This is a genomic window from Streptomyces sp. NPDC101152 (genome assembly GCF_044768275.1).
In the GTDB taxonomy this organism is placed as follows: Bacteria; Actinomycetota; Actinomycetes; order Streptomycetales; family Streptomycetaceae; genus Streptomyces.
In genome coordinates this window covers 275113-301010 of sequence record NZ_JBIWPO010000006.1, presented here as the reverse complement: position 1 = coordinate 301010, position 25898 = coordinate 275113, and the positions used below count along the sequence as shown (strand labels likewise).

Sequence of the window (25898 nt, the reverse complement as noted above, 5' to 3'; positions counted from 1 at the left end):
CTTGATCATACTTTCAAAGAGGCGCCGGGCAGATGGTAGACCCGGCGTGCGTTGTGTGCTCCCGCCCACTCCACGAGGCGCAGGGCGTCGGACAGGCCCAGTTCGTCGGCGTCCACCCGGTCCTGCAGCAGACCGGCCAGCGCCACGCGGAAGGACAGCGCGCCCAGACAGTGGAACTCGGCCACACCATAGGCGTCGGAGCTGTACAGCAGCTTGCGGAAAGGCGTGATCTCGAGGGCTTCCTCCAGCACGGCCCGTGCCCGCGCCGGGCCCACGTGGTGCAGGGCGAGGCCGACGTCCAGGTACACGTGCTCGAAGACCGCGGCCAGATAGGCCGCCTGACGCTGGTACGGCCAGCAGTGCAGCAGCAGCACCGGGATCGTGCCGGCGGTCAGGTGCAGCCAGTCGGTGAGGAGGGCGGGGTCCGAGCGGTGCAGCCGGATGTCGCGGTCGCCGAGACCGACGTGCAGCTGGAGCGGCAGGCCCAGGTCGACGGCGGTCCACAGCAGATGCCTTACGAGCACCGGGTCCGCCAGCCGGGTTCCGCCGTCCGCGAGCCAGCGCCGGGCCGCCTCGGTGACCTCCGCGTCCGAGGGGCGGGCCGGGTCCAGGTCGAAGCCGGTGCGGTAGGCGGCCACGGACTTCACGCCGACCACGCCCGGCCGCCGTACGGCCTCCAGCGCGGCCACCCGGAATCCGTCCGCGTACTCGCCCGCCTCGACGCCCGCCGCCACCTGCTCCGCGACCCGCTCGAGGCGCACGACCTCGTACGCCGTCCCGCCGGCGATCGCGGCCAGTTCGGCGGGCGTGGTGAGGCGGTCCGGGGCGAGGCCGGTGTCCACGCAGAACACCTCCACGCCCGCGGCGGCGAGGAAGCGGCGGTGCACCTCACGGGCGCCCAGTTGGGCGCGTCGGGCGAGGTACGCGTCGGCCGGCGCATGGCGGGGGAGGTCCAGCAGGGGAGCGCAGTGGCGGCGCACGGCGACGCCCACCGGGCTGTCGAAGGTGGAGATCCCGGGCCAGACCCCACCCTCGGTGAGCAGCGCCTCGAAGGCCTGCCGGTCCAGGTCGCCGGTGACCACGCCGTGGCAGTGGTGGTCGACCAGCGCCAGCGCGTCGAGCGCTTCCCGGACGGGGCCCGAGGGCATGTCAGTACGTCCAGCGGTAGGCGGCCGCCACCCGCTCGTCGTCGTACCCCCCGACCGCGGCGATCTCGCCCTGCCGTACGGCGATCACGGCGTCGGCGAGGACGGACCCGAGCGCCGACCGCAGCCGTTCGTCCGCGCGGAACTCCTCGACGGCCTCGGTGAGGGAGGTCGGCAGCCGCCGGACGTCCCGGGCCGCGGCCTCCCTCTCGCTCAGGCGGGCCGGATCGCCGGTGATCTCCTCGGCCAGCGGCGCCGACGAGGTCAGTCCGTCGAGGCCCGCCGCGATGACACAGGTCAGGGCGAGGTAGGGGTTGGCGGCCAGGTCGACCGGCTTGACCTCCAGGTTGGCGGCCTGTTCGCGCAGGCCCGCCGTGCCGGTGACGATCCGTACGGCCGCCTCGCGCGTCTCGTGGCCCCAGGCGGTGAACACCCCGGCCCACTGGGAGGGTTTGAGACGGAGGTAGCTGGCGGGGCTCGGCGCCGTGACGGCGGTGAGCGCGGGGAGGTGGGCGAGGACGCCGGCCACGAAGGACTCGGCCTCGGCGGTCATGCCGTGGCGGCCCGTGCCGCCGGAGTGCAGGTTGCGGCCGTCGCGCCAGGCGGAGAGGTGGAGGTGACCGCCGTTGCCCACGCCCTGCGCGAACACGGCGGGCGCGAACGACACGACCAGCCCGTGCCGCCGGGCGACGGCCCGGATCGTCTGGCGCACCAGGACGCTGCGGTCGGCCGCCGCCACCGGGTCGAGGGCCCCCACCGAGACCTCGAACTGCCCGGCCGCGTACTCGGGATGGAGCTGCTCGACGTCCACGCCCTGCGCCGCGAAGGCGGCCAGCAGATCGGCGGTGTAGTCGCTCAACTCGACCTGCCGGGTGGCGCCGTAGGCCGGGCCGTGCAGCGCGGGCACGAACTCCCCGGCGGCCACCGGCCCTTGCCCGACCGCCCACTCGACCTCGATGCCGGCCCGGAAGGTGAGGCCGTGCCGTTTCGCGGCCTCCACGACGATCCGGCGCAGCACCGTACGGCCGCACCCGGGATGCGGCTCGCCCTCCTGCGTGATCCGGTCGACCGGCGCCCAGGCCCAGCCGGGCTGCCCGGCCAGGACGACGAGGTGGTCGAGGTCCGGGTAGAGACGCAGATCGCCGTCGGGCGAGCCGAGGACGTCGGTGGTGACGATGGAGTCGTTCGCCAGGAAGGTGTCGAACACCGGTGACATGCCGACGCCCCAGGCCGCGGCGGCGGCCAGCTTCGCCGTCGGGATCGTCTTCACCCGGCCGATGCCCGCGGTGTCGACATAGGACAGGACGACACCGTGCACGCCCTGTCCGGACAGTTCACCCGCGAGGGCGGTGGCCCGGTCGACGTCACCGGGGCGCCCGCCGGGGACGGGATCGGCGAGGGTGGTCATACGTCCTCCACGGTCGGCACGTCCGTCAGGATTTCACGGCCACCGCGCCGTACTGCGGCACCACAGCGGGGGAGCCGGCCTCGGGCCGCCACCGGGAGCACGACACCAGGCCGGGTTCCAGCAGGTCGAGCCCGTCGAAGAAGGCGGCGATGTCGGCGCCGCTGCGGGGGGTGATCGGCGGGGTGGCGTTCTCGTTCCAGAACTTCATGGCCGGGATCTGGCCCGCGCCGCCGAGGTCCTCGTCGTAGGTCGGGTGGGTGAGGGCCAGGTGGCTGCCGGCGGGCAGGGCCGCCATCACCTGCCGTACCGTCCGGCGCGCCTGCTCGGTGTCCAGCACGAAGTTGAGGATGCCCAGCATCATCACGGCGACCGGCCGGGTGAAGTCCAGGGTGGCGGCGGCCCGTTCGAGGATGGCGGCCGGGTCGTGGACGTCGGCGTCGATGTAGTCGGTGACGCCCTCGTGGGTGCCGGTCAGCAGGGTGCGGGCGTGGGCGAGGACGATCGGGTCGTTGTCGACGTACACGATCCGCGCGTCCGGCGCGATGCGCTGGGCGATCTGGTGGGTGTTGTCCGCCGTCGGCAGGCCCGTGCCGATGTCCAGGAACTGCCGCACCCCGCGCTCCCCGGCGAGGAACCGCACCGCCCGGCCCAGGAACCAGCGGTCCGCGCGGGCGATCTCCCGGATGATCGGGAACATCCCGGCGACGTGCTCGCCGACCTGCTGGTCGACCTCGTAGTTGTCCTTGCCGCCGATCCAGTAGTTCCACACCCGCGCGTTGTGCGCCACGCTCGTGTCCAGTCTGGCCGACCCGCTCGAAGGGGTGTGGTTCTCACTCACGACTCAGCTCCTCCTCGCACCGCCGGCGGCCGTCAGCGACCATTGTGCCGCCCGATGATCACCACTGTCCCCGGAATCGACCGATCAGCCGCGCGGGGTTCGTGACCGTCTTGTTACCGGCAAGTACCCCCGTTCCGTGACGGACGGGACACGTGAGGTAAGGTCCCTGCGGTTCGCGGGCGGAGTCGAAGGGGGTCACGGAGCCATGGAATCCCACCTGGTCGACAGGGGCGGTGCCGCGTCGAGCGAGGCACGCCTGGAGGATCTGGCCCCCGAGCCCCTGCTGACCCGGGACTACGAGACACGGCCCGCCCTCGTCTACGAGCGGCTGCGCGAGCGGCACGGGCCGGTCGCGCCGGTCGACCTGCTGGGCGTGCCCGCCTGGCTGGTGCTCGGCTACCGCGAGTCGCTCGCGGTGCTCCAGGACGACGCCGCCTGGCCCAAGGGGCTGGAGAACTGGCGGGCCCGCTCGGAGGGCCGGGTGCCCGCCGACTGGCCGCTCGGCCCCTCCCTGGAGGTCAACCACGTACTCATCCAGGGCGGCCCCGCCTACCGCACCCTCCGCTCGGCCTGGGACGGCGCGCTGCGCCCCTTCCAGGATCCGCGCCAACCGCAGGCGAGGCGGCTGCGCGGCGCCGTGACCGGCTGTGCGGACGAGCTGATCAGCCTCCTCGCGCAGGGCGGCGGCACCGGCCACGCCGACCTCTCGGCGCAGTTCTCCCGCCCGCTGCCGCTGATGGCGGCGAGCCACCTGCTCGGCTTTCCCGGCTCCCAGGGCGACGACGCCCTGATGGACATGTGGCGGGTCCTCGACGCCGGCCCGGACGCCGAACCCGCCCTGGAACGTCTGCTGGTGACGCTCACCGAACTCGCCGCCGCCAAGATCGAGAAGCCGGGCGACGACTTCCCCTCCCTCCTGGTCGCCGCCCACCCGGACCTCACGGTGGACGCGCTGGCCCGGGAACTGTTCATGCTGCTGGGCATGACCTCCGATCACGTCGGCATCCTCATCTCCAACACCGTCGTCGAGGTGATCTCCGGCGAGGCCGACGGCGGCGTGCGCACCGCGCTGTCCGCCGGGATGGTCCGGGAGACCATGAACCGGGTGGTGATGCGCAAGCCGCCGCTGGTCAACTTCGTGCCGCGGTTCGCCGCCGAGGACACCCGGCTCGGCGACTACACCATCCGGGCCGGCGATCCCGTCTGGGTCTCCTCCGCCGCCGCGCACGCCGACCCGCTCTTCGCCGGGCAGATGACCCCGGGCTCCAGCATCAGCAGCCGCGCCCACCTGTCCTGGGGCGCGGGCAGCCGCCAGTGCCCCGCCCGAGAGCTGGCCTCCACCATCGCCATGGCCGCGGTGCGCCGCGTCTTCGAACGCTTCGACCACCTGGAACTCGCCCTCCCGGTCGACCAGCTCCCGTGGCGCTCCTCGCCGTTCATGCGCGGCCTGCGCTCCCTGCCGGTACGGTACGAACTCGCCGGACCGGTCCCGGAGCGGGCGCCCGTGACGGACGTACCGCAGGAAGCTCCCGGCACCCCGCAGACGCCGGACCGGACGGCCGGGCGGCGGTCCTCGCTGTGGCGGTACCTGGCCGGACTGATCCGGTCGAACGGCTGAACCGCCGGACCTGTCCGCGCAGAACCGCGTGTGGCGGCCGGCCAACGGACGCCTCTGGTGCCGTGTCCCGCCCGGGCTGTTCAATGGTGCTGCACACCCGGTCGCCGTGAGAGGAGCCGCCGTGCCCCCCGCCGCCGTGCCGCCCGTCGGGGCGCGCATCCGGCAGGCCCGCCTCGCCCGGGGCGTCAGCCTGCGGGCCCTCGCGCGGGAGATCGGTGTCTCCGCCAGCCTGGTCTCCCAGATAGAGACGGGCAAGAGCCAGCCGTCCGTGAGCACGCTGTACGCCATCACGACCGCACTGTCGATCTCCGTGGAGGCGCTCTTCGACGCGTACGAGGACGAGGGCGCCCAGGACGCCCTCGCACCGGCCGCCACCGCGTCCGGCGCCCCCGCCACCGTCCTGCACGCCCTCGCCGCCTTCGCCGCCGACCCCGGCCGCCGTATCGGACCGCTGGTCGCGGCCGGGGGGCGGGAGGCACTGGAGCTGGACTCGGGCGTCGTGTGGGAGCGCCTCGGCCACGTCCCCGGCACCGACGTCGACTTCCTGCTCGTGACCTACCGGCCCGGCGGCTCCTCCTCCAGTTCGGGCGGCCTGATGCGGCACGCCGGCACCGAGTACGGCTACCTCACCGCCGGCGAACTCGTCCTCACCCTCGGTTTCGACGAGCACGTCCTGCGTCCCGGCGACGCCGTCTGCTTCGAGTCGACGACCCCGCACCGCTACCGCAACGACGGAGCCGAGCCGGCCGTGGGCGTCTGGTTCGTGTCCAGTCAGGGCGTTCAGTAGCACTTGACACCTGCACGGGACGGACGTTCACTCCGAAGTGGGGGTGGTCGCCATGGCGATCCGCACATACGGCCCCAACGCCGTCGACTGGGAAGAGCGCATCGACCTGGACCGGCTGCGCAGGCAGCGTCTGGCCCGGCTGAACGACAGCCTGAACCGCTCCTCGCTGGGCGCCGTGCTCAGCTTCGACTTCGCCAACATCCGCTACATGACGGCCACGCACATCGGCACCTGGGCGATGGACAAGCTGATCCGCTTCGCGCTGCTGGCACGCGGCGCCGAACCGGTCGTCTGGGACTTCGGCTCCGCCGCCCGCCACCACCAGCTCCACAACCCGTGGCTGGACTACAGCGACGGCAAGGGCGGCCCGCCCACCGGCGCCCGCGCCGGGATCTCCACTCTGCGCGGCGCCTTTCCCCCGGACGCCGGGATCGCCGAGGACGTGGCCCGCAAGATAGCCACCGAGCTGCGCGAACACGGCCTCGCGAACGAGCCGCTCGGCATCGACGTCGCCGAGCTGCCGGTCCTCGCCGCCCTGCGCGCCGAGGGCATCGACGTCGTGGACGGCCAGCAGGTCTTCCTCGAGGCCCGCCGCACCAAGACCGGCGACGAGATCGCCCTGCTCACCCAGGCCTGCGCGATGGTCGACGCGGCCTACGAGGAGCTGTACGGGTACCTGCGCCCGGGCGTCCGGGAGAACGAGTGCGTCGGCCTGGTCAGCAAGGTCCTCCACGACCTCGGCAGCGAGTACGTCGAAGGCGTCAACGCCATCTCCGGCGAACGCTGTTCACCCCACCCGCACGTCTACAGCGACCGTCTGATCCGCCCCGGCGACCCCGCCTTCTTCGACATCCTGCACAGCCATCTCGGCTACCGCACCTGCTACTACCGCACCTTCGCCGTCGGCAGCGCCTCCCGCGCCCAACGCGACGCCTACGTCCGCTGCCGCGCCTACATGGACGAGGCCATCGCCCTGGTCCGGCCCGGCGCCACCACCGCCGACATCGTCCAGGTGTGGCCGCGCGCCGAGGAGTTCGGCTTCCCCGACGAGACCGCCGCCTTCGCCCTGCAGTACGGCCACGGCGTCGGGCTGTCCATCTGGGAGAAGCCGATCTTCAGCCGGCTGGTCTCCCTCGACCACCCCGAAGTACTCGAAGAGGGCATGGTGTTCGCCCTGGAGACGTACTGGCCGGCCGCCGACGGCTGGTCGGCGGCCCGCATCGAGGAGGAACTGGTCGTCACCGCCGACGGGTGCGAGGTCATCACCAGGTTCCCGGCCGAGGAACTGCTGGTGGCGGGCCGCAAGTACTGGACGGTCGGCGGCGAGCTGAACACCCGCCGCGAGTCCCAGTCCCATCTGAACACCGGGGACCGCTGATGGAAGCGACCGAACTCCTCACCCTGTACGAGCGGATGGCCGTCATCCGCCGCACGGAACGGGCCGCCCACGACCTGTTCCTGCAGGGCCTGGTCAAGGGCACCACCCACCTCGCCGCCGGACAGGAGGCGATCGCCGTCGGCGCGAGCGCCGCCCTGCGCCCCGACGACTACGTCTTCGCCACCTACCGGGGACACCACCACGCCATGGCCCGGGGCGCCACACCGCAGGAGTGCCTCGCCGAACTCATGAGCCGGGCGACGGGGTTGTGCGGGGCCAAGGGCGGCTCGATGCACCTCACCAAGGCCTCCACCCACATGCTCGGGTCCTACGCCATCGTCGGCGCCCACCTCCCGATGGCGGTCGGCGCCGCCTGGTCGGCCCGGCTGCGGGGCACCGGACAGCTCGCGGTCGCCTTCTTCGGCGACGGCGCCACCAACATCGGCGCCTTCCACGAGGCGCTCAACCTGGCCGCCGTGTGGAAGCTGCCGGTGCTGTTCGTCTGCGAGAACAACCTGTACATGGAGTACACGCCGATCGCCGACGTCACGGCCGTGGCCCGGCCGGCCGCCGACCGGGCGCCCGCCTACGGCGTCCCCGGCGAGGTCGTCGACGGCAACGACGTCGTCGCCGTCCACGAGGCGGTCGCGGCCCTCGCCGAGCGGGCCCGTGCGGGAGACGGGCCCGCCATCGTCGAGGCCGAGACCTACCGGCACTTCGGGCACAGCCGCGCCGACCCCGCGGCCTACCGCCCGGCCGAGGAGGTCGAACGCTGGCTCAAGCACGACCCGTTGGACCTGGCCCGCGGGCGGCTCGTGGAGCTGGGCGTCGACGCGGAGACGCTCACCGCCACCGACGAGCGCGCCCGTGACCTCGTACAGCGGGCCGTCGACGCGGCCAGGAACGCGCCGCCGCCCGATCCGCGGGAGGCGCTGACCGACGTGTGGGCGGACGGGGGTGCGGCATGGCGGACGTGAGCACGGACCGTGACCTCCTCACCTACCGGGAGGCGGTCGCCGAGGGCATCGCCCGGGAGATGCGCCGCGACCCGGACGTCGTCTGCCTGGGGGAGGACATCGGCGCGGCGGGCGGGGTGTTCAAGACGACCGCCGGGCTGCTGAAGGAGTTCGGGCCGGAGCGGGTGTGGGACACGCCGATCTCCGAACAGGCCATCGTGGGCGCGGCGATGGGCGCCGCGATGACGGGCCTGCGGCCGGTAGCCGAGATCATGTTCTCCGACTTCCTCGCCTGCTGCTGGGACTACCTCGCCAACGAGATACCGAAGGTGCGGTACATGACGGGCGGGCAGGTCACCGTCCCGCTCGTCGTGCGCACCGCCAACGGCGGCGGCCTCGGCTTCGGCGCCCAGCACTCCCAGGCCACCGAGAACTGGGCGCTGACCGTCCCCGGCCTGAAGATCGCGGCGCCCGCCACCCCGTCCGACGTGATCGGCATGATGGCGGCCGCCGTCCGCAGCGACGACCCGGTCGTGTTCTTCGAGCACAAGGGGCTGCTGGCGAGCAGGGGAGCGCCCGCGCCGCCGGACCACGTGGTGGAGCTGGGCCGGGCGGCCGTCGTGCGTGAGGGCGCCGACGTGACGCTGGTCGCCCTGGCCGCCATGGTGCCGCTGGCGCTGACCGCCGCCTCGCGGCTGGCCCAGGAGGGCATCGACGTCGAGGTCGTCGACCTGCGCTGTCTGGTCCCCCTCGACATGGCCACCGTCCTCGCCTCCCTCGCGAAGACCTCACGGCTGGTGACCGTCGAGGAGAACCCGTACCAGGGCGGCTGGGGCGCCACGCTCGTGGCGGTCGTCGCCGACGAGGGGTTCGGCCTGCTGGACGCGCCGGTGCGGCGGATCGCGGGGGAGTGCGTCCCGCTGCCCTTCGCCGACGCGCTGGAGGAGCGGGTCATCCCCACCGCGGACAAGGTCGTGGCGGCCGTCCGGAGTCTCGCCGCGTACTGAACACCCCTGAGGAGGAAGCGAGATGACCGATCGGACACTCCTTCGCGCCGGGCACGTCCTCTCGATGGACCCCGACGTCGGGGACCTGCCGCGGGGTGACGTCCTCATCGAGGACGGCAGGATCGCGGCGGTGCGGCCGGAGATCAGCGCCGACGCCGAAGTGCTCGACATGACCGGCCGGATCGTGATCCCCGGCTTCGTCGACACCCACCGCCACACCTGGGAGGCGCCCATCCGGGGCGTCGCCCCCGACGCCACCCTGGACGACTACTTCGTCGACATCCTCGACACCTTCGCTCCGCTCTACACCCCCGAGGACGTCTACGCGGGCAACCTCGCCGGCGCCCTCGAATGCCTCGACGCCGGTATCACCACCCTCGTCGACTGGTCCCACATCAACAACACCCCCGAGCACCCGGACGCGGCGATCCAGGCGCTCACCGAGACCGGCATCCGCGCCCAGTACGCCTACGGCAGCGCCAACACCTCCCTCACCGACTACTGGTTCGAGAGCAAGATCGCGATCCCGGGCGACGACGTGCGCCGCATCCGCGCGAAGTACTTCGCCTCCGGCGACGGCCTGCTCACCATGGCCCTGGCCACCCGTGGCCCCGGCTTCTGCCAGAACGACGTCGTCACCTCCGAATGGGCCCTCGCCCGCGAACTGGACCTCCCGATCACCGTCCACGTGGCGATGGGCCGCCAGGCCGGCCGCTTCGGCATGGTGAGGCAGCTCCACGGCCTGGGCCTGCTCGGCCCCGACACCACCTACGTCCACTGCTGCTACCTCCACGAGGACGAGTGGCGGATGGTCGCCGACAGCGGCGGCACGGTGTCGATCGCACCGCAGGTGGAGACACAGATGGGGCACGGCTGGCCGCCCGTGATGAAGGCGATCGAGTACGGCCTGCGCCCCTCCCTGAGCATCGACGTCGTCACCACCGTCCCCGGCGACATGTTCACCCAGATCCGCGCCGCCTTCGGCGCCGAGCGCGCCCGGGTCAACGCGGACTGCTGGCAGGCCAACATGCCGGTTCCCAGCTCCATGTTGACGGCACGTCAGATGCTGGAGATCGCAACGAGCAACGGCGCGCACGTCGCGGGCCTCGAGCACCGCACCGGTTCCCTGACCCCGGGCAAGCGCGCCGACGTCGTCGCCCTCGACGCCACCGCGCTGAACATGGCGCCGGTGCACGATCCGGCCGCCGCGGTGACGCTGTCGGCCGACGTCTCCAACGTCGACCTCGTCATCGTCGACGGCGTGATCCGCAAGCGCGACGGGAAGCTCACGGCCGACGTGGCGCGGGCCCGGCGCCTGGTCGAGGAGTCCCGTGACCGGCTGCTGGCCGCGAAGGAGGCGAAGAAGACGGCATGACACGGCACCTGGTGCGCCGGGCCGCCGACCTGCCCACGCCGCCGTTCGGCCCACTCGGCTTCCGGCGGACGGAGTTGGTCGGCGAGCAGCACGGCAGTGTGCACACCGGCTTCGGGCTGTGCGAGCTGCGGCCCGAGGGCCGGGTGCCCGCGCACGTGCACTCGTACGAGGAAAGCTTCCACGTCCTCCACGGGACCGCGATCCTCGATGTGCCGGACGGCTCGTACCTCCTCGAGGAGGGCGACTACGGTCTCCTCCCGACCGGCGTCCCGCACGCCTGGCGGGGCGCCGGCGACACCGTTGCCCGCTGGGCGGACATGCTGGCGCCGGTCCCCAGGGCCCGCTACGGGTACGACACCCAGACCGTGCCCGAACTGCCCGCGCGCGACCCCGTCCGCATCGACGTCCGCGACCCGCGCACCCGCTCCTTCGGCCACTTCGAGCCCGACCGGATGGACCCCGGCAAGCAGTCCCAGGACCTCCTCGCCGTCTCGGCGAGCATGCGGACCGCGCTGCTCGTCTACAGCGGGATCACCGTGAAGATGATGGTCGACAGCGACCTCGGCGCGGTCGCCTCGACGATGTTCATGGTCCAGTACGCCCCGGAAGGCGTCGCCGGCTCGCACGACCACCCCTTCGAGGAGACGTACCTCTTCCTGGAGGGGGAGGCCGAGGCGGTGTTCGACGGCGAGCCCCACCGGCTCGGCGTCGGCGACTGCGCCTGGGCGGGCGCCGGTTGTGTGCACGGCTTCTCCAACGCCGGTCAGGGGCCCCTGCGGTGGCTGGAGACGCAGGCGCCGCAGCCGCCGCCCCGCCACTCGTACCGGTTCACCCGGGACTGGGAGTACCTGAGGGAGGCCCTGCAGCCATGAGCAGTGTCCTCGTCGTGGGCGGTACGTCGGGCATCGGCCGGGAGTTCGCACGGTTGCGCGCGGAGCGGGGCGACGAGGTCGTCCTCACCGGCCGGGACGCCGGGCGCGCGGCCGCGGTCGCGAAGGAGGTCGGCGCCCGCGGTCTCGCCCTCGACCTGTCCCGGCCGCGGGAGATCGCCGCGGCGCTCGCTGACGTGGAGCGCGTCGACCACCTCGTCCTCGCGGGCGTCTCCCGCGACGAGAACCGGGCCACCGACTACGACATCACCGCGGCCCTGCGCCTCGTCACCCTCAAACTCGTCGGCTACACCGAGGTCGTGCACGTGCTGCGGCCCCGTATGACCGACGCCGGCGCCATCGTGGTCTTCGGCGGCCAGGCCAAGGAGCGCCCCTACCCGGGCGCGACGACGGTGGCCACGGTCAACGCGGGCGTACGGGGACTGGTGAACACCCTCGCCGTCGAGCTGGCGCCGGTCCGCGTCAACGCGGTCCACCCCGGCGTGGTCGGCGACAGCCCGTACTGGCAGGCCAAGCCGGAGGCGGTCCTGGCCGCACTGCGCGCCAGGACCCCGACCGGACGGCTCGCCACCATGGCGGACGTGGTGGACGCGGTGGACTTCCTGCTGCGCAACGCGTCCGTCAACGCGGTGGAGTTGAGCGTGGACGGCGGCTGGCTGCTCGGCTGACGGCACGGGGCCGGATCCCGTGCGTCGGCGTCAGCGCTTGAGGCCGACGCCCCCGTACAAGGAGACCGGCCCCTCGCCGTCCGGTGTCCCGTCCACCGCCAGTTCGGGGCGCCAGTCCACCACGGACACGATTCCCGGGTCGATGACCTCAAGTCCCTTGAAGAACAGGCTCGTCTCCGCCTGCGAACGCGCCACCAGGGTGACCCCGCCCGCCGCGTACGCCTCGACGCCCCGCCGCACCTGCTCCGGCTCGAAGTCGGCGGTCAGCGCGGACAGGACCAGGAAGCTGCCGGGCGCGAGCGCGTCGACCAGGGTGCGGACCAGGTCGTGGGCGCCGTCCTCGTCCGCGACGAAGTGCATCAGGGCGATCAGCGACAGGGCGACCGGCCGGTCGAAGTCGAGGACGAGGCCCGCCTGTTCGATGATCGCACCCGGCTCGCGGGCGTCGGCCTGGAGGTACTCCGTGACACCCTCCGGGGTGCCGTGCAGCAGCGCGCTCGCGTGGGCGAGGACGATCGGGTCGTTGTCGACGTAGACGACCCGCGCGTCCGGCGCGACACCCTGGGCGATCTGGTGCAGATTGGGCTCGGTGGGGATGCCCGTGCCGATGTCGAGGAACTGGCGGATTCCCGACTCCCCGGCGAGCAGCCGCGTGGCCCGGCGCATGAACCGGCGGTTGGCGCGCGCGGCCCTCGGCGCGCCGGTCTCGATCGACATGATCTGCCGGCCGAGTTCCTCGTCGACGGGATAGTTGTCCTTGCCGCCGAGGAACCAGTCGTAGACGCGGGCCGGGTGCGGCCGGGTGGTGTCGATGCGCTGGGCGGCCGGCTCGGTCCCCGTCACGTGGTGCTCCTCTGCTCGCCGCCTACGACAGGATGTTCGAGCAGTCTGGCACGATCATGCGACGCGACGGAGACTGTCTTCGGCCACCTCGCATCAGGGCCTGAGCGGGTCGTGGCCGAGCGTCATCAGGCGGTGCCGTGTCTCCTCGTCCTGCGCCTGAGGCACGCCTCCGTCCTCGTCCGTCTGCTCCGTCACCGTGTCCACCACCTCGTACATCACCTCGATGTCCTCCTCGGTGAGGTCGGTGCGCCGCTTCTGCAGGATCGCCAGGACATGCCGGCCGGTCGGCGAGCCCGCGTGCTCGGGCAGCGCCTCGGTGGTCTCGTCGGCGTCGCTGACCCGGAGCCAGGCGGCGAGTTCCTGCGAGGTCATGTTCACCACGCGGTGGAAGTCCTCCCACAGCGCGTCGAGTTCGAGGGCGTCGGTCATCGCGTCCCCCTTTCTGCGTACGTGCTCGGGCCGTGCGGCGGTCAGTTGTCCCAGGGGAAGTTCTCGGCGTCGAACATCCACCGCTGCTTCTCCAGCTCGGCGGTGAGCGAGATCAGCAGGTCCTGGGTGACCGGATCGGCCTCCTCGGTCGCGGAGATGCGCTCGCGCAGCCGCCCGATGGCCGCCTCCAGCGAGTCCATCAGGAGTTGGACGACATCCGTGTCCCGCTGCCAGCCCTCCTTGGAGCCCGGCAGGGTGTAGGCCGCCGCGATCGTCTCAGGCCGGCCGTCCGGCGGCAGGCCGAGCGCGGCGGAACGCTCCGCCACCGTGTCGGCGTACGTGCGTGCCGTGTCCACGACCTCGTCGAGCTGCGGATGGATCGAACGGAAGCGCGGGCCCACGATGTTCCAGTGCGCCTGCTTCCCGATCAGCGAGAGCCCGAGCAGATCCACGAGCGTGCTCTGCAGTGCCTCGCCGGCGACCTTCCGGGCCGGCTCGGGAAGCGTGCTCTTCACCACGGTCATACGGTGCTTCTCCTTCTGACGTCGTGCGGGCCGGTACGGAGCAGCGCGATGCGTTCGTCCTCGTGGGTCCCGCCCCACACCCCCGCGTTCTGGCCGCTGTCGAGCGCGAAGTCGAGGCACTCGACGACGACCGGGCAGCGGGCGCACACGCGTTTGGCGGCGGCGATGTCCCGCAGTGCCGGTCCCTCGGTACCGACGGGGAAGAACAGTTCGGGATCCTCACCCACGCAGGCCGCACTGCTCAACCACTCCATGCGGGCGCGGGTGCCCAGGGCATACGGGCGCAAACGCCGCGCCCACCGTCTCAGCGAGCGAGCACACCGTCCAGGAAGCGGACGAGCTCCGCGAAGGCCTCCTCCTTGTCGGTCTCGTGGAACACCTCGTGCCGGGCACCCGGGAAGACGCGTTCGGTGAGGAGGCCGCCGCTCAACCGCTCGACCCCCGGACGGCTCCCGGTGACCGGCACGAGCCGGTCGTCCTCGCCGTGCAGCCACAGCAGCGGCAGCCGGCCGACGTCCCCGCCCCGCGCCACGCGCTCCAGCGTCCGCGCGAACGCCTCCAGCGTCGGCCGCTTCATCGGCCCGTGCCACACCAGCGGGTCCGCCGCGTACGCCGCCCCGACCGCCGGGTCCCGGGACAACGCGGCCGGGCTGACGGGCGTGTCCGGGATCTCGTCCAGCCCGAGCAGCCGTCGCGGCAGCTCCCACGCCCCGATCACGGGCCCGGACAGCACCAGCGCGGCGAGCTCGTCGCCGTACCGCTGGGCGTACCGGGCGGAGACCAGCCCGCCCATGGAATGCCCGACGACCACGACCGGCAGCGCCTGATACGTGGTGCGCGCCAGATCGACCACGGTGTGCACGTCGCTGACGACGTCCTCGAAGTCCTCGATCAGCACCCGCTCACCGTCCGACCTGCCGTGCCCGAGATGATCGGGCCCGAAGACGGCGGCCCCGTGCCGCACGAGCACCCCGGCCACCTCCTCGTACCGTCCGACGTGCTCGCCGTACCCGTGCACGAGCAGGGCGAGGTACCGCGGCCGCTCATGGGGCCACTCACGGGCGACGATCCTGGCCCGGGTCCCGGTCAGGACGTGCTCGCGGGCTTCGGTCATGTCTCCTCCACGGGTCGGGTGAACGCCGGGTGCCACCCAGCGAGACGGTACTTACCGCGCCGGTTGTCTGCACATAGCATCGGTTTCCGCATGAACACGATGACGCTCTGGCACATAACAGGCTGGGAGTTCGCCGCCCTCGCCTCCGCCGCCCTCCTGGTCGGCTTCTCCAAGACCGCCGTGAGCGGCGCCAACACGGTGAGCCTCGCGATCTTCGCCGCGGTCCTGCCCGCTCGGGCCTCCACCGGCGTCCTCTTGCCCATCCTGATCGTCGGCGACGTCCTGGCCGTCCTCACCTACCGCCGGCACGCCCACTGGCCCACCCTGTGGCGCCTGTTCCCGGCGGTCGCGGCGGGCGTGGTGGTCGGCACGCTGTTCCTGATCCGGGCGGGCGACGGGGTCGTACGGACGTCGATCGGCGCGATCCTGCTGCTGATGGCCGCGGTGACGGTGTGGCGGCGGCGCACGGCTCAGTCAGAGGAGGAACCGGACTCGGTGACCACCAGGACCGGCCGTCTCAAGGCCCGCTCCTACGGTGTCCTGGGCGGCTTCACCACGATGGTCGCCAACGCGGGCGGCCCGGTGATGTCGATGTACCTGCTCTCCGCGGGCTTCCGCAAGCTCGGCTTCCTCGGCACCTCGGCGTTTTTCTTCCTGATCGTCAACGTCTCCAAGGTGCCTTTCAGCGCCGGCCTCGGCCTCATCGACGGCCGCTCGCTCCTTCTCGACGCCGCGCTCGCCGTGTTCGTCGTACCCGGTGCGTTCATCGGCAAATGGGCTGTGAACCGAATCAACCAGCGTCTCTTCGAACAACTCGTGATCGCTGCGACGGTTATCGGCGGCATCCAGCTACTCCTGCGCTGAACCCGGGAATGCGGCGGAGGCCGGTGCTGTTACACCGCATGTGATTGACATGCTCGGATCAACGATCCGGAGCGTGGGCGAAGGGAGGACCTCATGGCACGCAGCACCGCGCGCCCCGTCGTCAAGCTGAAGTCGACGGCCGGAACCGGCGTCACCTACGTGACCCGCAAGAACCGCAGCAACGACCCCGACCGGCTCGTCCTGCGCAAGTACGACCCGGTGGCCGGAGCGCACGTCGAGTTCCGCGAGGAGCGCTGAACCAGCCGGAGCGGGCCCGCACCGTCGGGCCCGCGGTCCCCGAGGAGGTAAACCCCGTGAAGCCCCGCATCCATCCCGAGTCCCGGCTCGTGGTCTTCCGCGACCGCGCCGCGGACACCGCGTTCCTCACCCGCTCCACCACCGACTCGTCCCGGACGATCGAGTGGGAGGACGGCAACACCTACCCCCTGGTCGACGTCGAGATCTCGTCGGCGTCCCACCCCTTCTACACCGGTAAGGCGCGAGTCCTGGACAGCGCCGGCCGAGTCGAACGCTTCGAGCGCCGCTACGGCCGCACCGCCGCCCGCGCCTGACCGCGTCCGACGAACGACCCGAGGAGGACAGCCCATGAAGGTGCGCAAGTCCCTGCGTTTCCTGAAGGCCCGGCCCGGCGCGCAGGTGGTGCGCCGACGCGGCGTGGTCTACGTGATCAACAAGAGGGAGCCGCGCTTCAAGGCCCGCCAGGGCTGACGCGGACAGGGGCCGCCCGGCATCCCCCAGCCGGGCGGCCCCTCTCTCCCGCGCCCCCATCTCGTACGCTCCCCCCATGCCCCCGCACGTCCTCATCCTCGGCGGCACCACCGAGGCCCGTGAACTGGCCGCCGTTCTCGCGGCACGACCCGGCGTACGCGTCACCACCTCGCTCGCCGGGAGGGTGAGCCGGCCGGGCGCGCTGACGGGCGAGGTCCGGATCGGCGGCTTCGGCGGGGCGGAGGGGCTGGCCGAGTGGCTGCGCGAACAGCGGGTGGACGCCCTGGTCGACGCCACCCACCCGTTCGCCGAGGCGATCACCGCAAACGCCTCGCGGGCCGCGGCCTCGACCGGCGTCCCCGCGGTCGTCCTGCGCCGCCCCGGCTGGCGGCCCGGCCCCGGGGACCGCTGGCACCCGGTCCCGTCCCTGATCGCTGCCGCGGAGCTGCTGCCCGGCCTCGGCCGACGGGTGCTGCTGACCACCGGACGCCTGGGCCTCGCCGCCTTCGCCCACCTCGGCGAACTGCACTTCGTCGTACGGTCGGTGGAGCCGCCGCAGCCGCCCATGCCGCCGCACACCGAAGTGCTGCTGGGGCGGGGGCCCTTCACCGTGGCCGACGAGACCACACTGCTGCGCGAGTACCTGATCGACGTCCTGGTCACCAAGGACAGCGGGGGAGCGGCGACGGCCGCCAAGCTGACAGCCGCCCGCGAACTCGCCCTGCCGGTCGTCGTCGTACGCCGCCCACCGCTGCCGCCAGGCGTGATCGCCGTACCCGACGTACCCGCGGCCCTCGACCGCCTGGACCTCGCCCTGAGGTGACGGGGAACTCCTCTAGCGGTCCTTGGGACGCCTGCGCAGCAGATACGTGTCCATGATCCAGCCCTTGCGCTCGCGGGCCTCGGCCCGCAGCCGCTCGATCCGCGGTGCGGCCTCGGCGATCGGCCCCGCGGCGAGGATCTCGTCCGGGGTTCCGATGTAGGCGCCCCAGTAGATGTCGATGTCCTGGTCGGCGTACTGCCGGAACGTCTGGTGGGCGTCCAGCATCACCACCACGTCGTCCACCCCTTCCGGGAACCCCTCGGCGAGCCGCCGCCCGGTGGTGATCTGAACCGGCCGTCCCACCCGGTTCAGGCCCGTCCGGTGCCGGGCGACGAGCGCCGAGACACTGCTGATACCGGGCACGACGTCGAACGCGAAGTCCACCGTGCCCCGCTCCAGCACCTCCTCGAGGATCGCGATCGTGCTGTCGTACAGCGCGGGGTCACCCCACACCAGGAACGCCCCGCACTCCTCCTCGCCCAGCTCCTCGGCGATCAGCCGCTCGTAGATCTCGGCCCGGGCACTGCGCCAGTCCCCGACGGCGGGGGAGTAGGCCGCGCCGCCCGCCGTCCGGTCCCGCTCCGGATCACGCGCCTCGACCACCCGGTACGACGACCCCGCCGGTATGTGCGTGTCGAGCATGTCCCGGCGAAGCCGTGTGAGGTCGCTCTTCACCTCGCCCTTGTCCAGGACGAAGAACACGTCCGTGCCCCGCAGCGCCCGCACGGCCTGCAGGGTGAGCTGGTCGGGGTCGCCCGCGCCGATACCGATGACCTGAATCTTTCGCACGCCCCGAGTCTGCCCCACGCCACTGACAGTCCGTACACCGCGTCCGCACGCAGCGGGTACGGCACCTTCCCGGCCCCCCGCTATCCCCGCAGCCGAGGCGCCCGCTCGGCCGCGTCGACCGTCCTCTCGTCCCGCTCCACGACCCCCGCCAGCTCCCGCGCCCAGCCGATCAGCCCCGCCAGATCCATCCCGTACGGCCCCGGCCGCCCCGACTCGGCCGCCCACGCCTCCACGGCCCCCGCCCCGCGCCGCAGCAGCCGCGCACCGCCCGTGACATTGCCCCGGGCGGAGTGGGTGAGCCCCACGGCGAGCTGGGCGAGCCCGCGCCACAGCTCCCGTTCCTCCTTGGGCCCCGACTTCCAGGCGTCCTCGAACACCTCGTGCGCATGGAAGGGCCGCCCCGCGTCCAGCAGCTCCTGCGCCTCGGCGACGGTCCGGTCCGGGGTCCGTACGACCCCTTCCGGCTGCCGCGCCACTCCGTCGGCGCCGTACGGCAGGGGCCGCCCGAGCCCGTCCCGCGGACGGGCGTTGCGCGCCCGCCCCTCGCTGTCCCGGTCCCGCGCCGCCGTCGGACGCCCTGAGGATGTGCTGCCCATGGGCCGATTGTCCCGCGCCCGCTGCCCGCTTCGGAGCGGCCCCCGGCGTACGGTAAAGTGCTGTTCGCGTGATCGCGCGGTCCACCGCGCGAGAGGCACCGGGACGTGGCGCAGCTTGGTAGCGCACTTGACTGGGGGTCAAGGGGTCGCAGGTTCAAATCCTGTCGTCCCGACCAGCTTGATGCAGGTCGGAGGCCGTTCTCCCACTGAGGGGAGGGCGGCCTCAGAGCGTTCTGGGTGAGCGGGTCTCGCCGTGCCTCGCGCGGATCACTGATCGCTGATGGCGGACTTGTACAGGTCCGCCGCCTCGCTGCCCAGGGTCACGCTGTAGGACACGTCGTCGGTGTCGCCGCCCTGGTCGTAGCCGCCGAGGACGCCGACGACCTGGCCGGCGTCGTTGATCCAGGGGCTGCCGCTGGTGCCTTGGGAGAAGGCGGGGCATTCGATGCGCTGCTGGGTGCTGCTGTACGAGGTCGGCTTGTTGGTGCAGGTGATGGGCGTCTCGCGGGAGTTGGGATAGCCGACGACGGTCACGGCGGTGGCGCCGGTGGCCGTGCCGGGCGTGAACAGGTTGGCCCCGACGACGTCCTCGATCGCCTTGCCGTCCGTCTCGTCGACGGTGGCGAAGGCCAGGTCGCTGTCCTGGTCCTGGTCCTTGGTCCACCCGTCGGGCAGATAGCGGTGGTCCAGCTTCCACACCCCGTAAGGAGCGTGTCCGTCCCGATAGCCGGGCACGAACACCAGGTCGGTACTGGTGTCGCTCACACAGTGCGCGGCGGTGACCACGAGGTCGCGCTGGGGACTGTGCACGACCGAGGCCGTGCAGGAGTGTCCGCCGGCCAGGTCGTCGGCCCGGTCCGCGGTGAACAGTGCGCCGATCCGCGCCGACCGACCATCGGCGACGACGTCGGCGGTGGTCCCCAGCGGCTGTGTTCTGGTTCGGCCCCGCCCCGCACGACCCACGTTCGCGGCGGACGACGGGGCGTACGACGGGGCGTACGACGGTACTTCCGACGCGGGCCTCGAAGGCCCGTGCCCTACCTCCGCTGCCGCCACGGACGTGGCCAGGGTGAACACCACCGCGACGCCGAGCAACGCGGGACGCGAGGTGGCAAAGGTGCGTGAGTTGCGCTCCATCAATGATCATCCTGTCTCACGAAGGTGAGGCAAGCGCTCAAATTAGCTGAGATTTTCCTGTGAAACCCTTACATGGCGGATGCCGACACGCAGTCGTAGACACGGAAGGCCTCGTGGGACACGCGTGTGCAGTGAGCGCGTACCCAGTGCGCGGCGGCGCGGCCGGGGGTGGTCGGTGGGCCGCCGAGGACGACGTAGCGCAACCGGCCGGTGGCGATCAGCGTGCGGAACGCGGTCACGGTGGGCGTGGGCGCGGCGCCGGTGAAGCCTCCCATGGGGAGCACCTTGGCGCCCGCGTAGAGGATGTAGGGGGAGGCCGAGCGCCAGCTGGTCGTGGCGAAGACGAAGGTGGCACGGCCCTGGTGGGCCTTCATGGTGGCAAGGAAGCGCTGCTGTTCGTGGGTGAGGCCCGGCCGGGGGGTGTACCTGACCGTGGTCCTGTGCGGCTTCGTCGCGGGGGGAGAGCTGTCGGCCGGGGCTGGATCGCGTGTCGCGGCGAGGGACGTCGCCCGGTCGTGCCGGTGGTGGTGCCAGGTGGAGGCCGGTCCCGCGGTGCCCATGCCCGAGTGGGCGTACTTCGGGTTCAGGACCGTTGACGCCCAGGCGGCGGACGGCAGCAGCATGCCCACGATCACCGCCCCCACGCCCAGCACCGCGATCCGGGAGGGCGCCCGGCGGCCGGCGGTGCGCGACAGGGCGAGCAGCACCAGGCCTGCGGTCCCCGCGACGATCGCGGCGGGTGCCAGCCAGGGCAGGAACGAGTACCGCGTCGCGATGAACGCCGACCATGCCACGGTGCTGACCACCGCCGTCGGAAGTGCCCACGAGCGGGTCCGGTCGCCGCGCCGCCAGGCCCGCCAGAACTGCACGACGCCGCCGCCGAACAGCGCGGCGAGCGGGACCGCCACCACTCCCATGTAGTACGTGTGGCCGCCGACCGCGCCGGCGCTGAAGACCAGGAAGTACGTGGCCAGCCACACGCCCCACAGCAGGAAGCCCGCCCGCAGCGGATCCGTACGGGGCCTGCCGCGCAGCCAGACCAGGCCACACACCACGGAGAGCGCGGCCACCGGGTAGAGCCAGCCGACCTGGGAGGCGAGCGACGGGGCGAACATCTTGGCCCACTGGCCGGCGGACTGGGCGCCGGAGTGTGCCGGTTCGGTGCCGGCCATGGTCGTGGCGGCGACGCTGCCGGTGGACTCGGCGCTGATGCCGAGGCTGGCGAAACGGTTGAGGAAGTTGTAGCCGACGACCTGGCTGAACGCCGAGTTGTCGGTCGTGCCGTCGATGAACGGACGGTCCTGGGCCGGGGTCAGGGCCACCAGGACCATCCAGGACGCCGACGTCGCGACGCACACCGCTGCGGCCGTCGCCAGGTGGGTCAGCCGGCGGCGCAGCGGCGCCGGGGCCGACACCAGGTAGAGCAGGCCGAGCGCGGGAAGCACCGCCCAGGCCTCCAGCATCTTGGCCTGGAAGCCGAGGCCCACCCACAGCCCGGCCACGAGCAGCGAACGCGGCCGGGCCTCGCGGGCGGCGCGCAGCGTGGCGTTCGCGGCCAGCAGGACGCAGAGGGTGAACGCCGGGTCCTCGACCTCCGTACGGAACATCCCCGCGACCACGGGAGTCAGGGTGAAGGCGCCGGCGGCGAGGAGTGCCGCGCTCTCCCCGGCCCACCGCCGCACGGCGCGGTGCAGCACGGCGACGCCGAGGACGCCCTCGACGACCTGCGGCAGGGTCAGTGCCCACGGATGGAAACCGAAGATCCGCGCGGACAGGGCCTGCGGCCACAGGAACCCCGGGAGCTTGTCGATGGTGACCGTGTCGCCCGGGTCGAACGAGCCGAAGAGGAAGCCCTTCCAGCTCTCCGTCATGCTGCGCGCGGTCTCGGAGTAGAACGAGTGGTAGCCGCTGTGCTGGATGTCCCAGGTGAACAGCACCGTCGCAGCCACCATGATCGCCCACCAGGCCAGTCTGGCGTTGATCTCCTTGGTGCCCGCAGGGGGTGGGCCATCCGTGCGCCGGACCGGCCTGATGAGTTCCGAGGTGCTGGCCCCCATGGACGAACCTTCCCGAACGTGCGTCAGTCGTACGACGTGCAAGAGGGCGAGGACGCTGCTCGGGATGCCCTGGGCTCGGTGAACACTCAGGGGCGATCAGGTGTACCGCAGAGGAAACCGAAGACCTACCAGGTGCGCTCCCTGTGGAGGGCCGCATCCGTCAGTGCGCGGATGTGTACGCCCTGGAGGAAGAGGTCGTAGAACCACTCGGGTACGACCAGCATGGAGAACATCGCCGTGCGCCACCCCCGCGCTTTCACGGTGATCGCACGCTCCACGGCGTAGAACCCCGTGAAGGCCAGCCAGAACGGGGCGATCCTGACGCCGGCACCCGTCGCGGCGAACCAGAGCACCGACCCGACGTAGAGCGCCGAAACCGTCGCGCCGAGAAACGCGATCAGCTGTCTGACCCAGCCTTCGAAGGTGTGGCGCGTAAGACCGTAGTCGAAGAGGTTCTCGAGTGCTCCGCGCTTCCACCGGAGCCGCTGCTTGCCGAGATCCCTCCATGTCACCATGACCTCGGTGGTCATGGTGGCCCGGGAAGGGGCGACGATGCGCCATCCCCGGTGCTTCAGCGCGAGCGTGAGCTCGTTGTCCTCGGTCAGTACTTTGGTGTCGTACACGCCGTCCGCCGCCGGCAGTCGTCCGTTGCCGCGAGCGTCCAGGACGTCCCGCAGGGCTTCCACCTTGAACAGGCAGGCCGTGCCCGTCAGGCACAGCACCTTGCCGTGCTTGCGTTTCGTGTCACGAGCGTATCGGGCGTACTCGTTGCGCTGGAAAACGCCGCACAGTCCGCCGCCCGCGCGTCCGCGGAAGTTTCCGCCCACGGCTCCGTACCCCTGCAGCAGCTTCCTGTGGGTCACTTCGATGAAGTGGGGATCGAGATAGGTGTCGGCGTCCTGAACGAGCACCGCGTCCTCATCCGAGAGAGTGGGCAGCAGCCTCGCCAGCGCTCCGTTGAGGTTGCCGGCCTTCTTGTGCTTGTTGCCGACGGAATGCCAGACCTCGGCCCCGGCTTCACGGCCCATCCGTTCCAGGGTGTCGGTCCGTTCCTCGTCCCGGTGCGGATCAAGGGTCACGACGATGCGGTCCGGAGGCCGCGTCTGGCTCCTCAGCGCCTCGAGGACATGGCCGAGAGAGTCCACCTCCCGATAGGCGGGGACGAGCACCACCACCATCGGCGGCCTCACTCCCGACAGTTCGCGATCCTCGCTCCGGTTCATCGTGCCTGCCCTTTCCAGCCGTTGTGCTATGGCTCCATGCCGGCGAAAGTTGTATATTTACGGCGTATACATACATCTTCGGATCGCAGGGGCGGGGTGTCAACACGAGCGGAGCTCAGGGGCGAGTCACGGGAGGCACGGCATGGCCAGCAGGGAGCGTCGGCTGAGCCGTGAGCGGGTGCGCGCGGCGGCTTTGGCGCTGGTGGACCGTGAGGGGCTGGCGGCCTTGAGCATGCGCCGCCTCGGTGCCGAACTCGGCGTGGAGGCGATGGCGCTCTACCGGCATGCGGGGAGCAAGGACGCCCTCCTGGACGACCTGGTGGAAGTGCTCTACCTCGAACTGGAGCAGCGTCTGGCCCTCGATGAGGAGACCGGCCACGTGGCTGGGGTGCCGAGGTGGCGCTCGGAGCTCCATCGGATCGGACGGGCGACATACGACGTCTGCCTGGCGCATCCCCGGGCGGTGCCGCTGTTCTCCGAGCGGATGCTGACGGCTCCTCGGACCCGTCGGCCGCTCGTCGTCGTCAAAGGTCATGAGAGGGTGCTCGCCCTGCTGGCCGAGGGCGGACTCGACGATGCCCGGGCGGCGGTGGCCTTCCGCGCCTTCACGGGATGGCTTCTCGGCTATGTGGCGGTGGAGCTGTGTCCTGCGTCGGAGGGTCCCGACGGTCCGGATCCGGCGGTCTGGCTCGGCTTGCGGCACGTGCCGCCGGACGAGGTGCCAGGGCTGCGGGTGGCCCTCGTGCTCGCCGGGCGGGACGGCCCGGAGGGGCTGACGGCAGGGCTGGACGCGCTGCTCGATCACCTGGGCCGGCCTGTCGTGCAAGAGCCGGAATGATCGTCGCGCTCCTCGCTTGACGGAATGCGCCCTTTGGGTGAAGCTGTACGTATACGCCGTAAACAAGGCGCGGGGCGGCTGAACCTCTCTGGTGGGCCTGTCGGGCACCGCTTGCCGCCGCCACCTCCGGTCGGGGGCTGTATGGGCGCCTTGTTGCCTGGCTTCAGCCCACTGCGGTCCTGATCCTGTTTGTCACCCGGGATCGGCCGCATCGATTTCGGAAGGAGAAACCCATGGCGGACTACGCAGGCGCCGGAACCGCAGCATCTGCCGGAGTGGGTGCGGGAGTTCTGCCCGTTACCGGCGGTGTGGACAGCATATGGTTCTGGGTGGTGATGTTCGTGCTCGTCTCGGCAGGCTTCGCCGCGCTGAGGCTGGTTCCGCGAAAGAGGCACGACGACGATGCCTGACCGAGGGTGCACCGCGCCCGGGCGGATCGCCGGTTTCGGTGATCCCGGGAAACCGTGAGGCGTCTTTCATGCGGATATTCACCCGCTTCGTTGGGATTGCGCTGATCCTCTCCGCTGTGCTTCTGGGAGGATTCAGGATTTCCCAAGATCAGCGGCAGATGCACGAGTACAGCCAGGCGCAGGAGGAAATGAATCGCCAGCTCTCACGGGCGGTGCGAAAAGAGCCCCGTCCTCGTGAAGGGGAGCCTGTCGCGGTGCTCAGGATTCCGAAATTCGGGGACCGATACCGTCCGGTCGTCGTCGAGGGCGTGTCGCAGGCAGATCTCGCAAAAGGACCCGGGCACTACAGCGGGAGTGCCATGCCTGGTCAGATCGGCAATTTCGCGGTCGCCGGCCACAGAACGGGCTGGGGGCAGCCCTTCAACCGGCTGGGTGAGCTCGAAGTGGGGGACTCGATCGTCGCCGAGTGGCGGGGACGAGACCTCACCTACCGGGTCACGGAGACGCAGACGGTGAAGCCGACGCAGGTCGGCGTCGTCCTGCCCGTGCCCGACAGCCCCGGGGCGAAGCCGGACAAGGCGCTCATCACACTCACCACCTGCACGGACCGTGACCCCGTCAGCCGCAGGTACACCCGTGTCCTCGTCGTCCGGGGCGAACTGAGCAAGCGGTGACATCGCGTGCAGGTCCCCTCCGCGTGGACCGCCCGGGAACCGGCTTCACCCCGCCTCGGCGAAGCGGTCGAGCAGCGCGTCCAGTCCGCTCGCCAGGCCCTCCGGGCCGCCCTGTCCGGCGAGGGCGAGGGCGGTCTGCCGAAGCCTGGGAAGCTCCTGGGGCGGCATGCGGTGCAGTCCCAGACGGAAAGCGGGATCCGGCTCCTCGGGGTTGTCCACCATGAGCCGCAGCTCCGCGGACACATAGCCGAGGAGCCACGCGGTGTACGCGCGGAAGACGGCGGCGGCGCGGGCTTCGTCCAGCCCGGCTTCGTAGAGCAGGACGAGGACCTTCTCGTGATCCTTCAGGACGGCGAGGGGGCGTTGGGCGAGTGGGACCGCCAGCATGCGCGTGGTCAGCAGGGGGACCGCCTGCGGGTGGGCGAGGCAGACGTCGTACGTCGCCCGCGCGATGCGGTGGAGCTCCTTGCGCCAGTCGGACTCCTCGGCTCCGTCATCGAAGGCGGCGGTCAGCCGTGCCTCCAGCTCGAGGTACAGGGCCTCCACCAGACCGTCCAGCAGGCCGTCCTTGCCCTCCGCGTACCGGTAGAGCGCCATCGCCTCCACGCCGAGTTCGGCGCCCAGCCGCCGCATGCTCAGCGCCGACAGGCCTTCCCGGTCCACCAGTTCCAGGGCGCTGGCCAGCACGCGCTCCCGGCTCAGCCGTCCGTAGCGGCCCCGGTCGCTGGCGCGGCGGGCAGGATCGGACCCGGCGGGTTTGGCCATCTTCGTTGTCTCC

General features: G+C 71.7%; 30 protein-coding genes and 1 tRNA gene. 17 read left to right on the top strand and 14 right to left on the bottom strand.

The genetic code is table 11. The features are described from left to right. Positions 1-5: 5 nt before the first annotated feature. The 3 genes from ACIRVK_RS11130 to ACIRVK_RS11120 are packed head-to-tail and all read right to left on the bottom strand — an operon-like array spanning position 6 to position 3391. On the bottom strand, positions 6-1148 hold the full coding sequence (locus tag ACIRVK_RS11130; protein WP_404245466.1) for an amidohydrolase family protein: 1143 nt from the start codon (positions 1146-1148) through the stop codon (positions 6-8). Between the two features lies 1 nt (position 1149). Continuing rightward, on the bottom strand, positions 1150-2553 hold the full coding sequence (locus ACIRVK_RS11125) for a glutamine synthetase family protein (protein ID WP_404245464.1): 1404 nt from the start codon (positions 2551-2553) through the stop codon (positions 1150-1152). Positions 2554-2578: 25 nt separating this feature from the next. Further along, complete coding sequence (locus ACIRVK_RS11120) at positions 2579-3391, bottom strand: SAM-dependent methyltransferase (protein WP_404245461.1); 813 nt, start codon at positions 3389-3391, stop codon at positions 2579-2581. A 205-nt stretch (positions 3392-3596) separates the two neighbouring features. Between ACIRVK_RS11120 and ACIRVK_RS11115 the strand changes: the two genes are divergently transcribed. The 8 genes from ACIRVK_RS11115 to ACIRVK_RS11080 all read left to right on the top strand — a co-directional run bounded on the left by ACIRVK_RS11115 (position 3597) and on the right by ACIRVK_RS11080 (position 12070). After that, positions 3597-5009 carry a cytochrome P450 gene (locus ACIRVK_RS11115; protein WP_404245459.1) on the top strand — a complete coding sequence of 471 codons (1413 nt, stop codon included), beginning with the start codon at positions 3597-3599 and terminating at the stop codon, positions 5007-5009. Between the two features lie 121 nt (positions 5010-5130). After that, on the top strand, positions 5131-5796 hold the full coding sequence (locus ACIRVK_RS11110) for a helix-turn-helix domain-containing protein (RefSeq protein ID WP_404245457.1): 666 nt from the start codon (positions 5131-5133) through the stop codon (positions 5794-5796). 52 nt (positions 5797-5848) lie between these two features. Further along, on the top strand, positions 5849-7174 hold the full coding sequence (locus ACIRVK_RS11105) for a M24 family metallopeptidase (RefSeq protein ID WP_404245455.1): 1326 nt from the start codon (positions 5849-5851) through the stop codon (positions 7172-7174). Next, positions 7174-8151 carry a thiamine pyrophosphate-dependent dehydrogenase E1 component subunit alpha gene (locus ACIRVK_RS11100; RefSeq protein WP_404245453.1) on the top strand — a complete coding sequence of 326 codons (978 nt, stop codon included), beginning with the start codon at positions 7174-7176 and terminating at the stop codon, positions 8149-8151. The genes ACIRVK_RS11105 and ACIRVK_RS11100 overlap by 1 nt, the downstream gene beginning before the upstream one ends. Continuing rightward, complete coding sequence (locus ACIRVK_RS11095; protein WP_404245451.1) at positions 8139-9137, top strand: alpha-ketoacid dehydrogenase subunit beta; 999 nt, start codon at positions 8139-8141, stop codon at positions 9135-9137. The genes ACIRVK_RS11100 and ACIRVK_RS11095 overlap by 13 nt, the downstream gene beginning before the upstream one ends. 22 nt (positions 9138-9159) lie before the next feature. Next, positions 9160-10512, top strand: a complete 1353-nt coding sequence (locus tag ACIRVK_RS11090; protein WP_404245449.1) for an amidohydrolase family protein — start codon at positions 9160-9162, stop codon at positions 10510-10512. Next, the gene (locus tag ACIRVK_RS11085) at positions 10509-11384 is read left to right on the top strand and encodes a cupin domain-containing protein (protein ID WP_404245447.1); all 876 of its coding nucleotides are present in this window, start codon (positions 10509-10511) and stop codon (positions 11382-11384) included. The genes ACIRVK_RS11090 and ACIRVK_RS11085 overlap by 4 nt, the downstream gene beginning before the upstream one ends. Next, positions 11381-12070 carry an SDR family NAD(P)-dependent oxidoreductase gene (locus ACIRVK_RS11080; RefSeq protein WP_404245445.1) on the top strand — a complete coding sequence of 230 codons (690 nt, stop codon included), beginning with the start codon at positions 11381-11383 and terminating at the stop codon, positions 12068-12070. Before ACIRVK_RS11085 ends, ACIRVK_RS11080 begins: the two co-directional genes overlap by 4 nt. A gap of 30 nt (positions 12071-12100) precedes the next feature. Here the strand turns inward: ACIRVK_RS11080 and ACIRVK_RS11075 are convergent, their stop codons facing one another. The 5 genes from ACIRVK_RS11075 to ACIRVK_RS11055 all read right to left on the bottom strand — a co-directional run bounded on the left by ACIRVK_RS11075 (position 12101) and on the right by ACIRVK_RS11055 (position 14980). Further along, on the bottom strand, positions 12101-12913 hold the full coding sequence (locus ACIRVK_RS11075; RefSeq protein WP_404245443.1) for an SAM-dependent methyltransferase: 813 nt from the start codon (positions 12911-12913) through the stop codon (positions 12101-12103). 93 nt (positions 12914-13006) lie between these two features. Beyond that, entirely contained in the window at positions 13007-13342 is a 336-nt protein-coding gene (locus tag ACIRVK_RS11070; protein ID WP_404245441.1) for a DUF3140 domain-containing protein, read from the bottom strand. 41 nt (positions 13343-13383) lie between these two features. After that, on the bottom strand, positions 13384-13866 hold the full coding sequence (locus tag ACIRVK_RS11065) for a Dps family protein (RefSeq protein ID WP_404245440.1): 483 nt from the start codon (positions 13864-13866) through the stop codon (positions 13384-13386). Next, positions 13863-14120 (bottom strand): WhiB family transcriptional regulator, encoded by a 258-nt coding sequence (locus ACIRVK_RS11060; protein ID WP_404245568.1) that lies wholly within the window; start codon positions 14118-14120, stop codon positions 13863-13865. The genes ACIRVK_RS11065 and ACIRVK_RS11060 overlap by 4 nt, the downstream gene beginning before the upstream one ends. Positions 14121-14170: 50 nt before the next feature. Then, a complete protein-coding gene (locus ACIRVK_RS11055; protein ID WP_404245438.1) occupies positions 14171-14980 on the bottom strand; it encodes a lysophospholipase in 810 nt (269 codons plus the stop codon). A gap of 90 nt (positions 14981-15070) precedes the next feature. Between ACIRVK_RS11055 and ACIRVK_RS11050 the strand changes: the two genes are divergently transcribed. The 5 genes from ACIRVK_RS11050 (at position 15071) to ACIRVK_RS11030 (ending at position 17396) form a co-directional block, all read left to right on the top strand. Beyond that, entirely contained in the window at positions 15071-15844 is a 774-nt protein-coding gene (locus ACIRVK_RS11050) for a sulfite exporter TauE/SafE family protein (RefSeq protein ID WP_404245436.1), read from the top strand. Between the two features lie 93 nt (positions 15845-15937). Beyond that, on the top strand, positions 15938-16102 hold the full coding sequence (gene rpmG / locus ACIRVK_RS11045) for a 50S ribosomal protein L33 (protein ID WP_404245434.1): 165 nt from the start codon (positions 15938-15940) through the stop codon (positions 16100-16102). Positions 16103-16158: 56 nt separating this feature from the next. Next, the gene (locus tag ACIRVK_RS11040) at positions 16159-16416 is read left to right on the top strand and encodes a type B 50S ribosomal protein L31 (protein ID WP_404245432.1); all 258 of its coding nucleotides are present in this window, start codon (positions 16159-16161) and stop codon (positions 16414-16416) included. Between the two features lie 34 nt (positions 16417-16450). After that, entirely contained in the window at positions 16451-16573 is a 123-nt protein-coding gene (ykgO, locus tag ACIRVK_RS11035; RefSeq protein ID WP_404245430.1) for a type B 50S ribosomal protein L36, read from the top strand. Between the two features lie 76 nt (positions 16574-16649). Beyond that, a complete protein-coding gene (locus ACIRVK_RS11030; RefSeq protein ID WP_404245428.1) occupies positions 16650-17396 on the top strand; it encodes a cobalt-precorrin-6A reductase in 747 nt (248 codons plus the stop codon). A gap of 12 nt (positions 17397-17408) precedes the next feature. On the opposite strand, the gene cobF is transcribed toward ACIRVK_RS11030, so the two are convergent. Further along, complete coding sequence (gene cobF / locus ACIRVK_RS11025) at positions 17409-18185, bottom strand: precorrin-6A synthase (deacetylating) (RefSeq protein ID WP_404245426.1); 777 nt, start codon at positions 18183-18185, stop codon at positions 17409-17411. An 80-nt stretch (positions 18186-18265) separates the two neighbouring features. Further along, positions 18266-18781 (bottom strand): DUF309 domain-containing protein, encoded by a 516-nt coding sequence (locus ACIRVK_RS11020; RefSeq protein WP_404245424.1) that lies wholly within the window; start codon positions 18779-18781, stop codon positions 18266-18268. Between the two features lie 99 nt (positions 18782-18880). Here ACIRVK_RS11020 and ACIRVK_RS11015 point away from each other — a divergent pair. Beyond that, a tRNA-Pro gene (locus ACIRVK_RS11015) sits at positions 18881-18957 on the top strand. Between the two features lie 91 nt (positions 18958-19048). Here the strand turns inward: ACIRVK_RS11015 and ACIRVK_RS11010 are convergent. The 3 genes from ACIRVK_RS11010 to ACIRVK_RS11000 form a co-directional block, all read right to left on the bottom strand. Beyond that, positions 19049-19918: a trypsin-like serine peptidase gene (locus ACIRVK_RS11010; protein ID WP_404245422.1), complete on the bottom strand. Its 870-nt coding sequence runs from the start codon at positions 19916-19918 to the stop codon at positions 19049-19051. Positions 19919-19986: 68 nt separating this feature from the next. Next, entirely contained in the window at positions 19987-21975 is a 1989-nt protein-coding gene (locus ACIRVK_RS11005; protein WP_404245420.1) for an ArnT family glycosyltransferase, read from the bottom strand. Between the two features lie 125 nt (positions 21976-22100). Next, the gene (locus ACIRVK_RS11000) at positions 22101-23198 is read right to left on the bottom strand and encodes a glycosyltransferase (protein WP_404245418.1); all 1098 of its coding nucleotides are present in this window, start codon (positions 23196-23198) and stop codon (positions 22101-22103) included. Positions 23199-23340: 142 nt separating this feature from the next. On the opposite strand from ACIRVK_RS11000, the gene ACIRVK_RS10995 reads away from it, so the two are divergent. From ACIRVK_RS10995 to ACIRVK_RS10985, 3 genes are all read left to right on the top strand, one after another. Next, a complete protein-coding gene (locus ACIRVK_RS10995; RefSeq protein ID WP_404245416.1) occupies positions 23341-24036 on the top strand; it encodes a TetR/AcrR family transcriptional regulator in 696 nt (231 codons plus the stop codon). A 233-nt stretch (positions 24037-24269) separates the two neighbouring features. Then, on the top strand, positions 24270-24446 hold the full coding sequence (locus tag ACIRVK_RS10990) for a hypothetical protein (RefSeq protein WP_404245414.1): 177 nt from the start codon (positions 24270-24272) through the stop codon (positions 24444-24446). Positions 24447-24514: 68 nt separating this feature from the next. Next, positions 24515-25120, top strand: coding sequence for a class E sortase (locus ACIRVK_RS10985; protein WP_404245413.1), 606 nt, complete (start codon positions 24515-24517; stop codon positions 25118-25120). 45 nt (positions 25121-25165) lie between these two features. Here the strand turns inward: ACIRVK_RS10985 and ACIRVK_RS10980 are convergent, their stop codons facing one another. Continuing rightward, a complete protein-coding gene (locus ACIRVK_RS10980) occupies positions 25166-25885 on the bottom strand; it encodes a TetR/AcrR family transcriptional regulator (RefSeq protein ID WP_404245411.1) in 720 nt (239 codons plus the stop codon). Between the last annotated feature and the right edge of the window lie 13 nt (positions 25886-25898).

Bases quoted from the DNA above. Each gene is read 5' to 3' on its own strand.
- ACIRVK_RS11085 (WP_404245447.1), top strand. From the start codon at position 10,509: ATGACACGGCACCTGGTGCGCCGGGCCGCCGACCTGCCCACGCCGCCG.
- ykgO (WP_404245430.1), top strand. From the start codon at position 16,451: ATGAAGGTGCGCAAGTCCCTGCGTTTCCTGAAGGCCCGGCCCGGCGCG.
- ACIRVK_RS11005 (WP_404245420.1), bottom strand. From the start codon at position 21,975: ATGGGGGCCAGCACCTCGGAACTCATCAGGCCGGTCCGGCGCACGGAT.
- ACIRVK_RS11020 (WP_404245424.1), bottom strand. From the start codon at position 18,781: ATGGGCAGCACATCCTCAGGGCGTCCGACGGCGGCGCGGGACCGGGAC.
- ACIRVK_RS11070 (WP_404245441.1), bottom strand. From the start codon at position 13,342: ATGACCGACGCCCTCGAACTCGACGCGCTGTGGGAGGACTTCCACCGC.
- ACIRVK_RS11125 (WP_404245464.1), bottom strand. From the start codon at position 2,553: ATGACCACCCTCGCCGATCCCGTCCCCGGCGGGCGCCCCGGTGACGTC.
- ACIRVK_RS11010 (WP_404245422.1), bottom strand. From the start codon at position 19,918: ATGGAGCGCAACTCACGCACCTTTGCCACCTCGCGTCCCGCGTTGCTC.
- ACIRVK_RS11065 (WP_404245440.1), bottom strand. From the start codon at position 13,866: ATGACCGTGGTGAAGAGCACGCTTCCCGAGCCGGCCCGGAAGGTCGCC.
- ACIRVK_RS11095 (WP_404245451.1), top strand. From the start codon at position 8,139: ATGGCGGACGTGAGCACGGACCGTGACCTCCTCACCTACCGGGAGGCG.
- ACIRVK_RS10990 (WP_404245414.1), top strand. From the start codon at position 24,270: ATGGCGGACTACGCAGGCGCCGGAACCGCAGCATCTGCCGGAGTGGGT.
- ACIRVK_RS11105 (WP_404245455.1), top strand. From the start codon at position 5,849: ATGGCGATCCGCACATACGGCCCCAACGCCGTCGACTGGGAAGAGCGC.
- ACIRVK_RS11060 (WP_404245568.1), bottom strand. From the start codon at position 14,120: ATGGAGTGGTTGAGCAGTGCGGCCTGCGTGGGTGAGGATCCCGAACTG.
- ACIRVK_RS10995 (WP_404245416.1), top strand. From the start codon at position 23,341: ATGGCCAGCAGGGAGCGTCGGCTGAGCCGTGAGCGGGTGCGCGCGGCG.
- ACIRVK_RS11115 (WP_404245459.1), top strand. From the start codon at position 3,597: ATGGAATCCCACCTGGTCGACAGGGGCGGTGCCGCGTCGAGCGAGGCA.
- ACIRVK_RS11080 (WP_404245445.1), top strand. From the start codon at position 11,381: ATGAGCAGTGTCCTCGTCGTGGGCGGTACGTCGGGCATCGGCCGGGAG.
- ACIRVK_RS10980 (WP_404245411.1), bottom strand. From the start codon at position 25,885: ATGGCCAAACCCGCCGGGTCCGATCCTGCCCGCCGCGCCAGCGACCGG.
- ACIRVK_RS11090 (WP_404245449.1), top strand. From the start codon at position 9,160: ATGACCGATCGGACACTCCTTCGCGCCGGGCACGTCCTCTCGATGGAC.
- ACIRVK_RS11130 (WP_404245466.1), bottom strand. From the start codon at position 1,148: ATGCCCTCGGGCCCCGTCCGGGAAGCGCTCGACGCGCTGGCGCTGGTC.
- ACIRVK_RS11055 (WP_404245438.1), bottom strand. From the start codon at position 14,980: ATGACCGAAGCCCGCGAGCACGTCCTGACCGGGACCCGGGCCAGGATC.
- ACIRVK_RS11100 (WP_404245453.1), top strand. From the start codon at position 7,174: ATGGAAGCGACCGAACTCCTCACCCTGTACGAGCGGATGGCCGTCATC.
- ACIRVK_RS11000 (WP_404245418.1), bottom strand. From the start codon at position 23,198: ATGAACCGGAGCGAGGATCGCGAACTGTCGGGAGTGAGGCCGCCGATG.
- ACIRVK_RS11050 (WP_404245436.1), top strand. From the start codon at position 15,071: ATGAACACGATGACGCTCTGGCACATAACAGGCTGGGAGTTCGCCGCC.
- ACIRVK_RS11030 (WP_404245428.1), top strand. From the start codon at position 16,650: ATGCCCCCGCACGTCCTCATCCTCGGCGGCACCACCGAGGCCCGTGAA.
- rpmG (WP_404245434.1), top strand. From the start codon at position 15,938: ATGGCACGCAGCACCGCGCGCCCCGTCGTCAAGCTGAAGTCGACGGCC.
- ACIRVK_RS10985 (WP_404245413.1), top strand. From the start codon at position 24,515: ATGCGGATATTCACCCGCTTCGTTGGGATTGCGCTGATCCTCTCCGCT.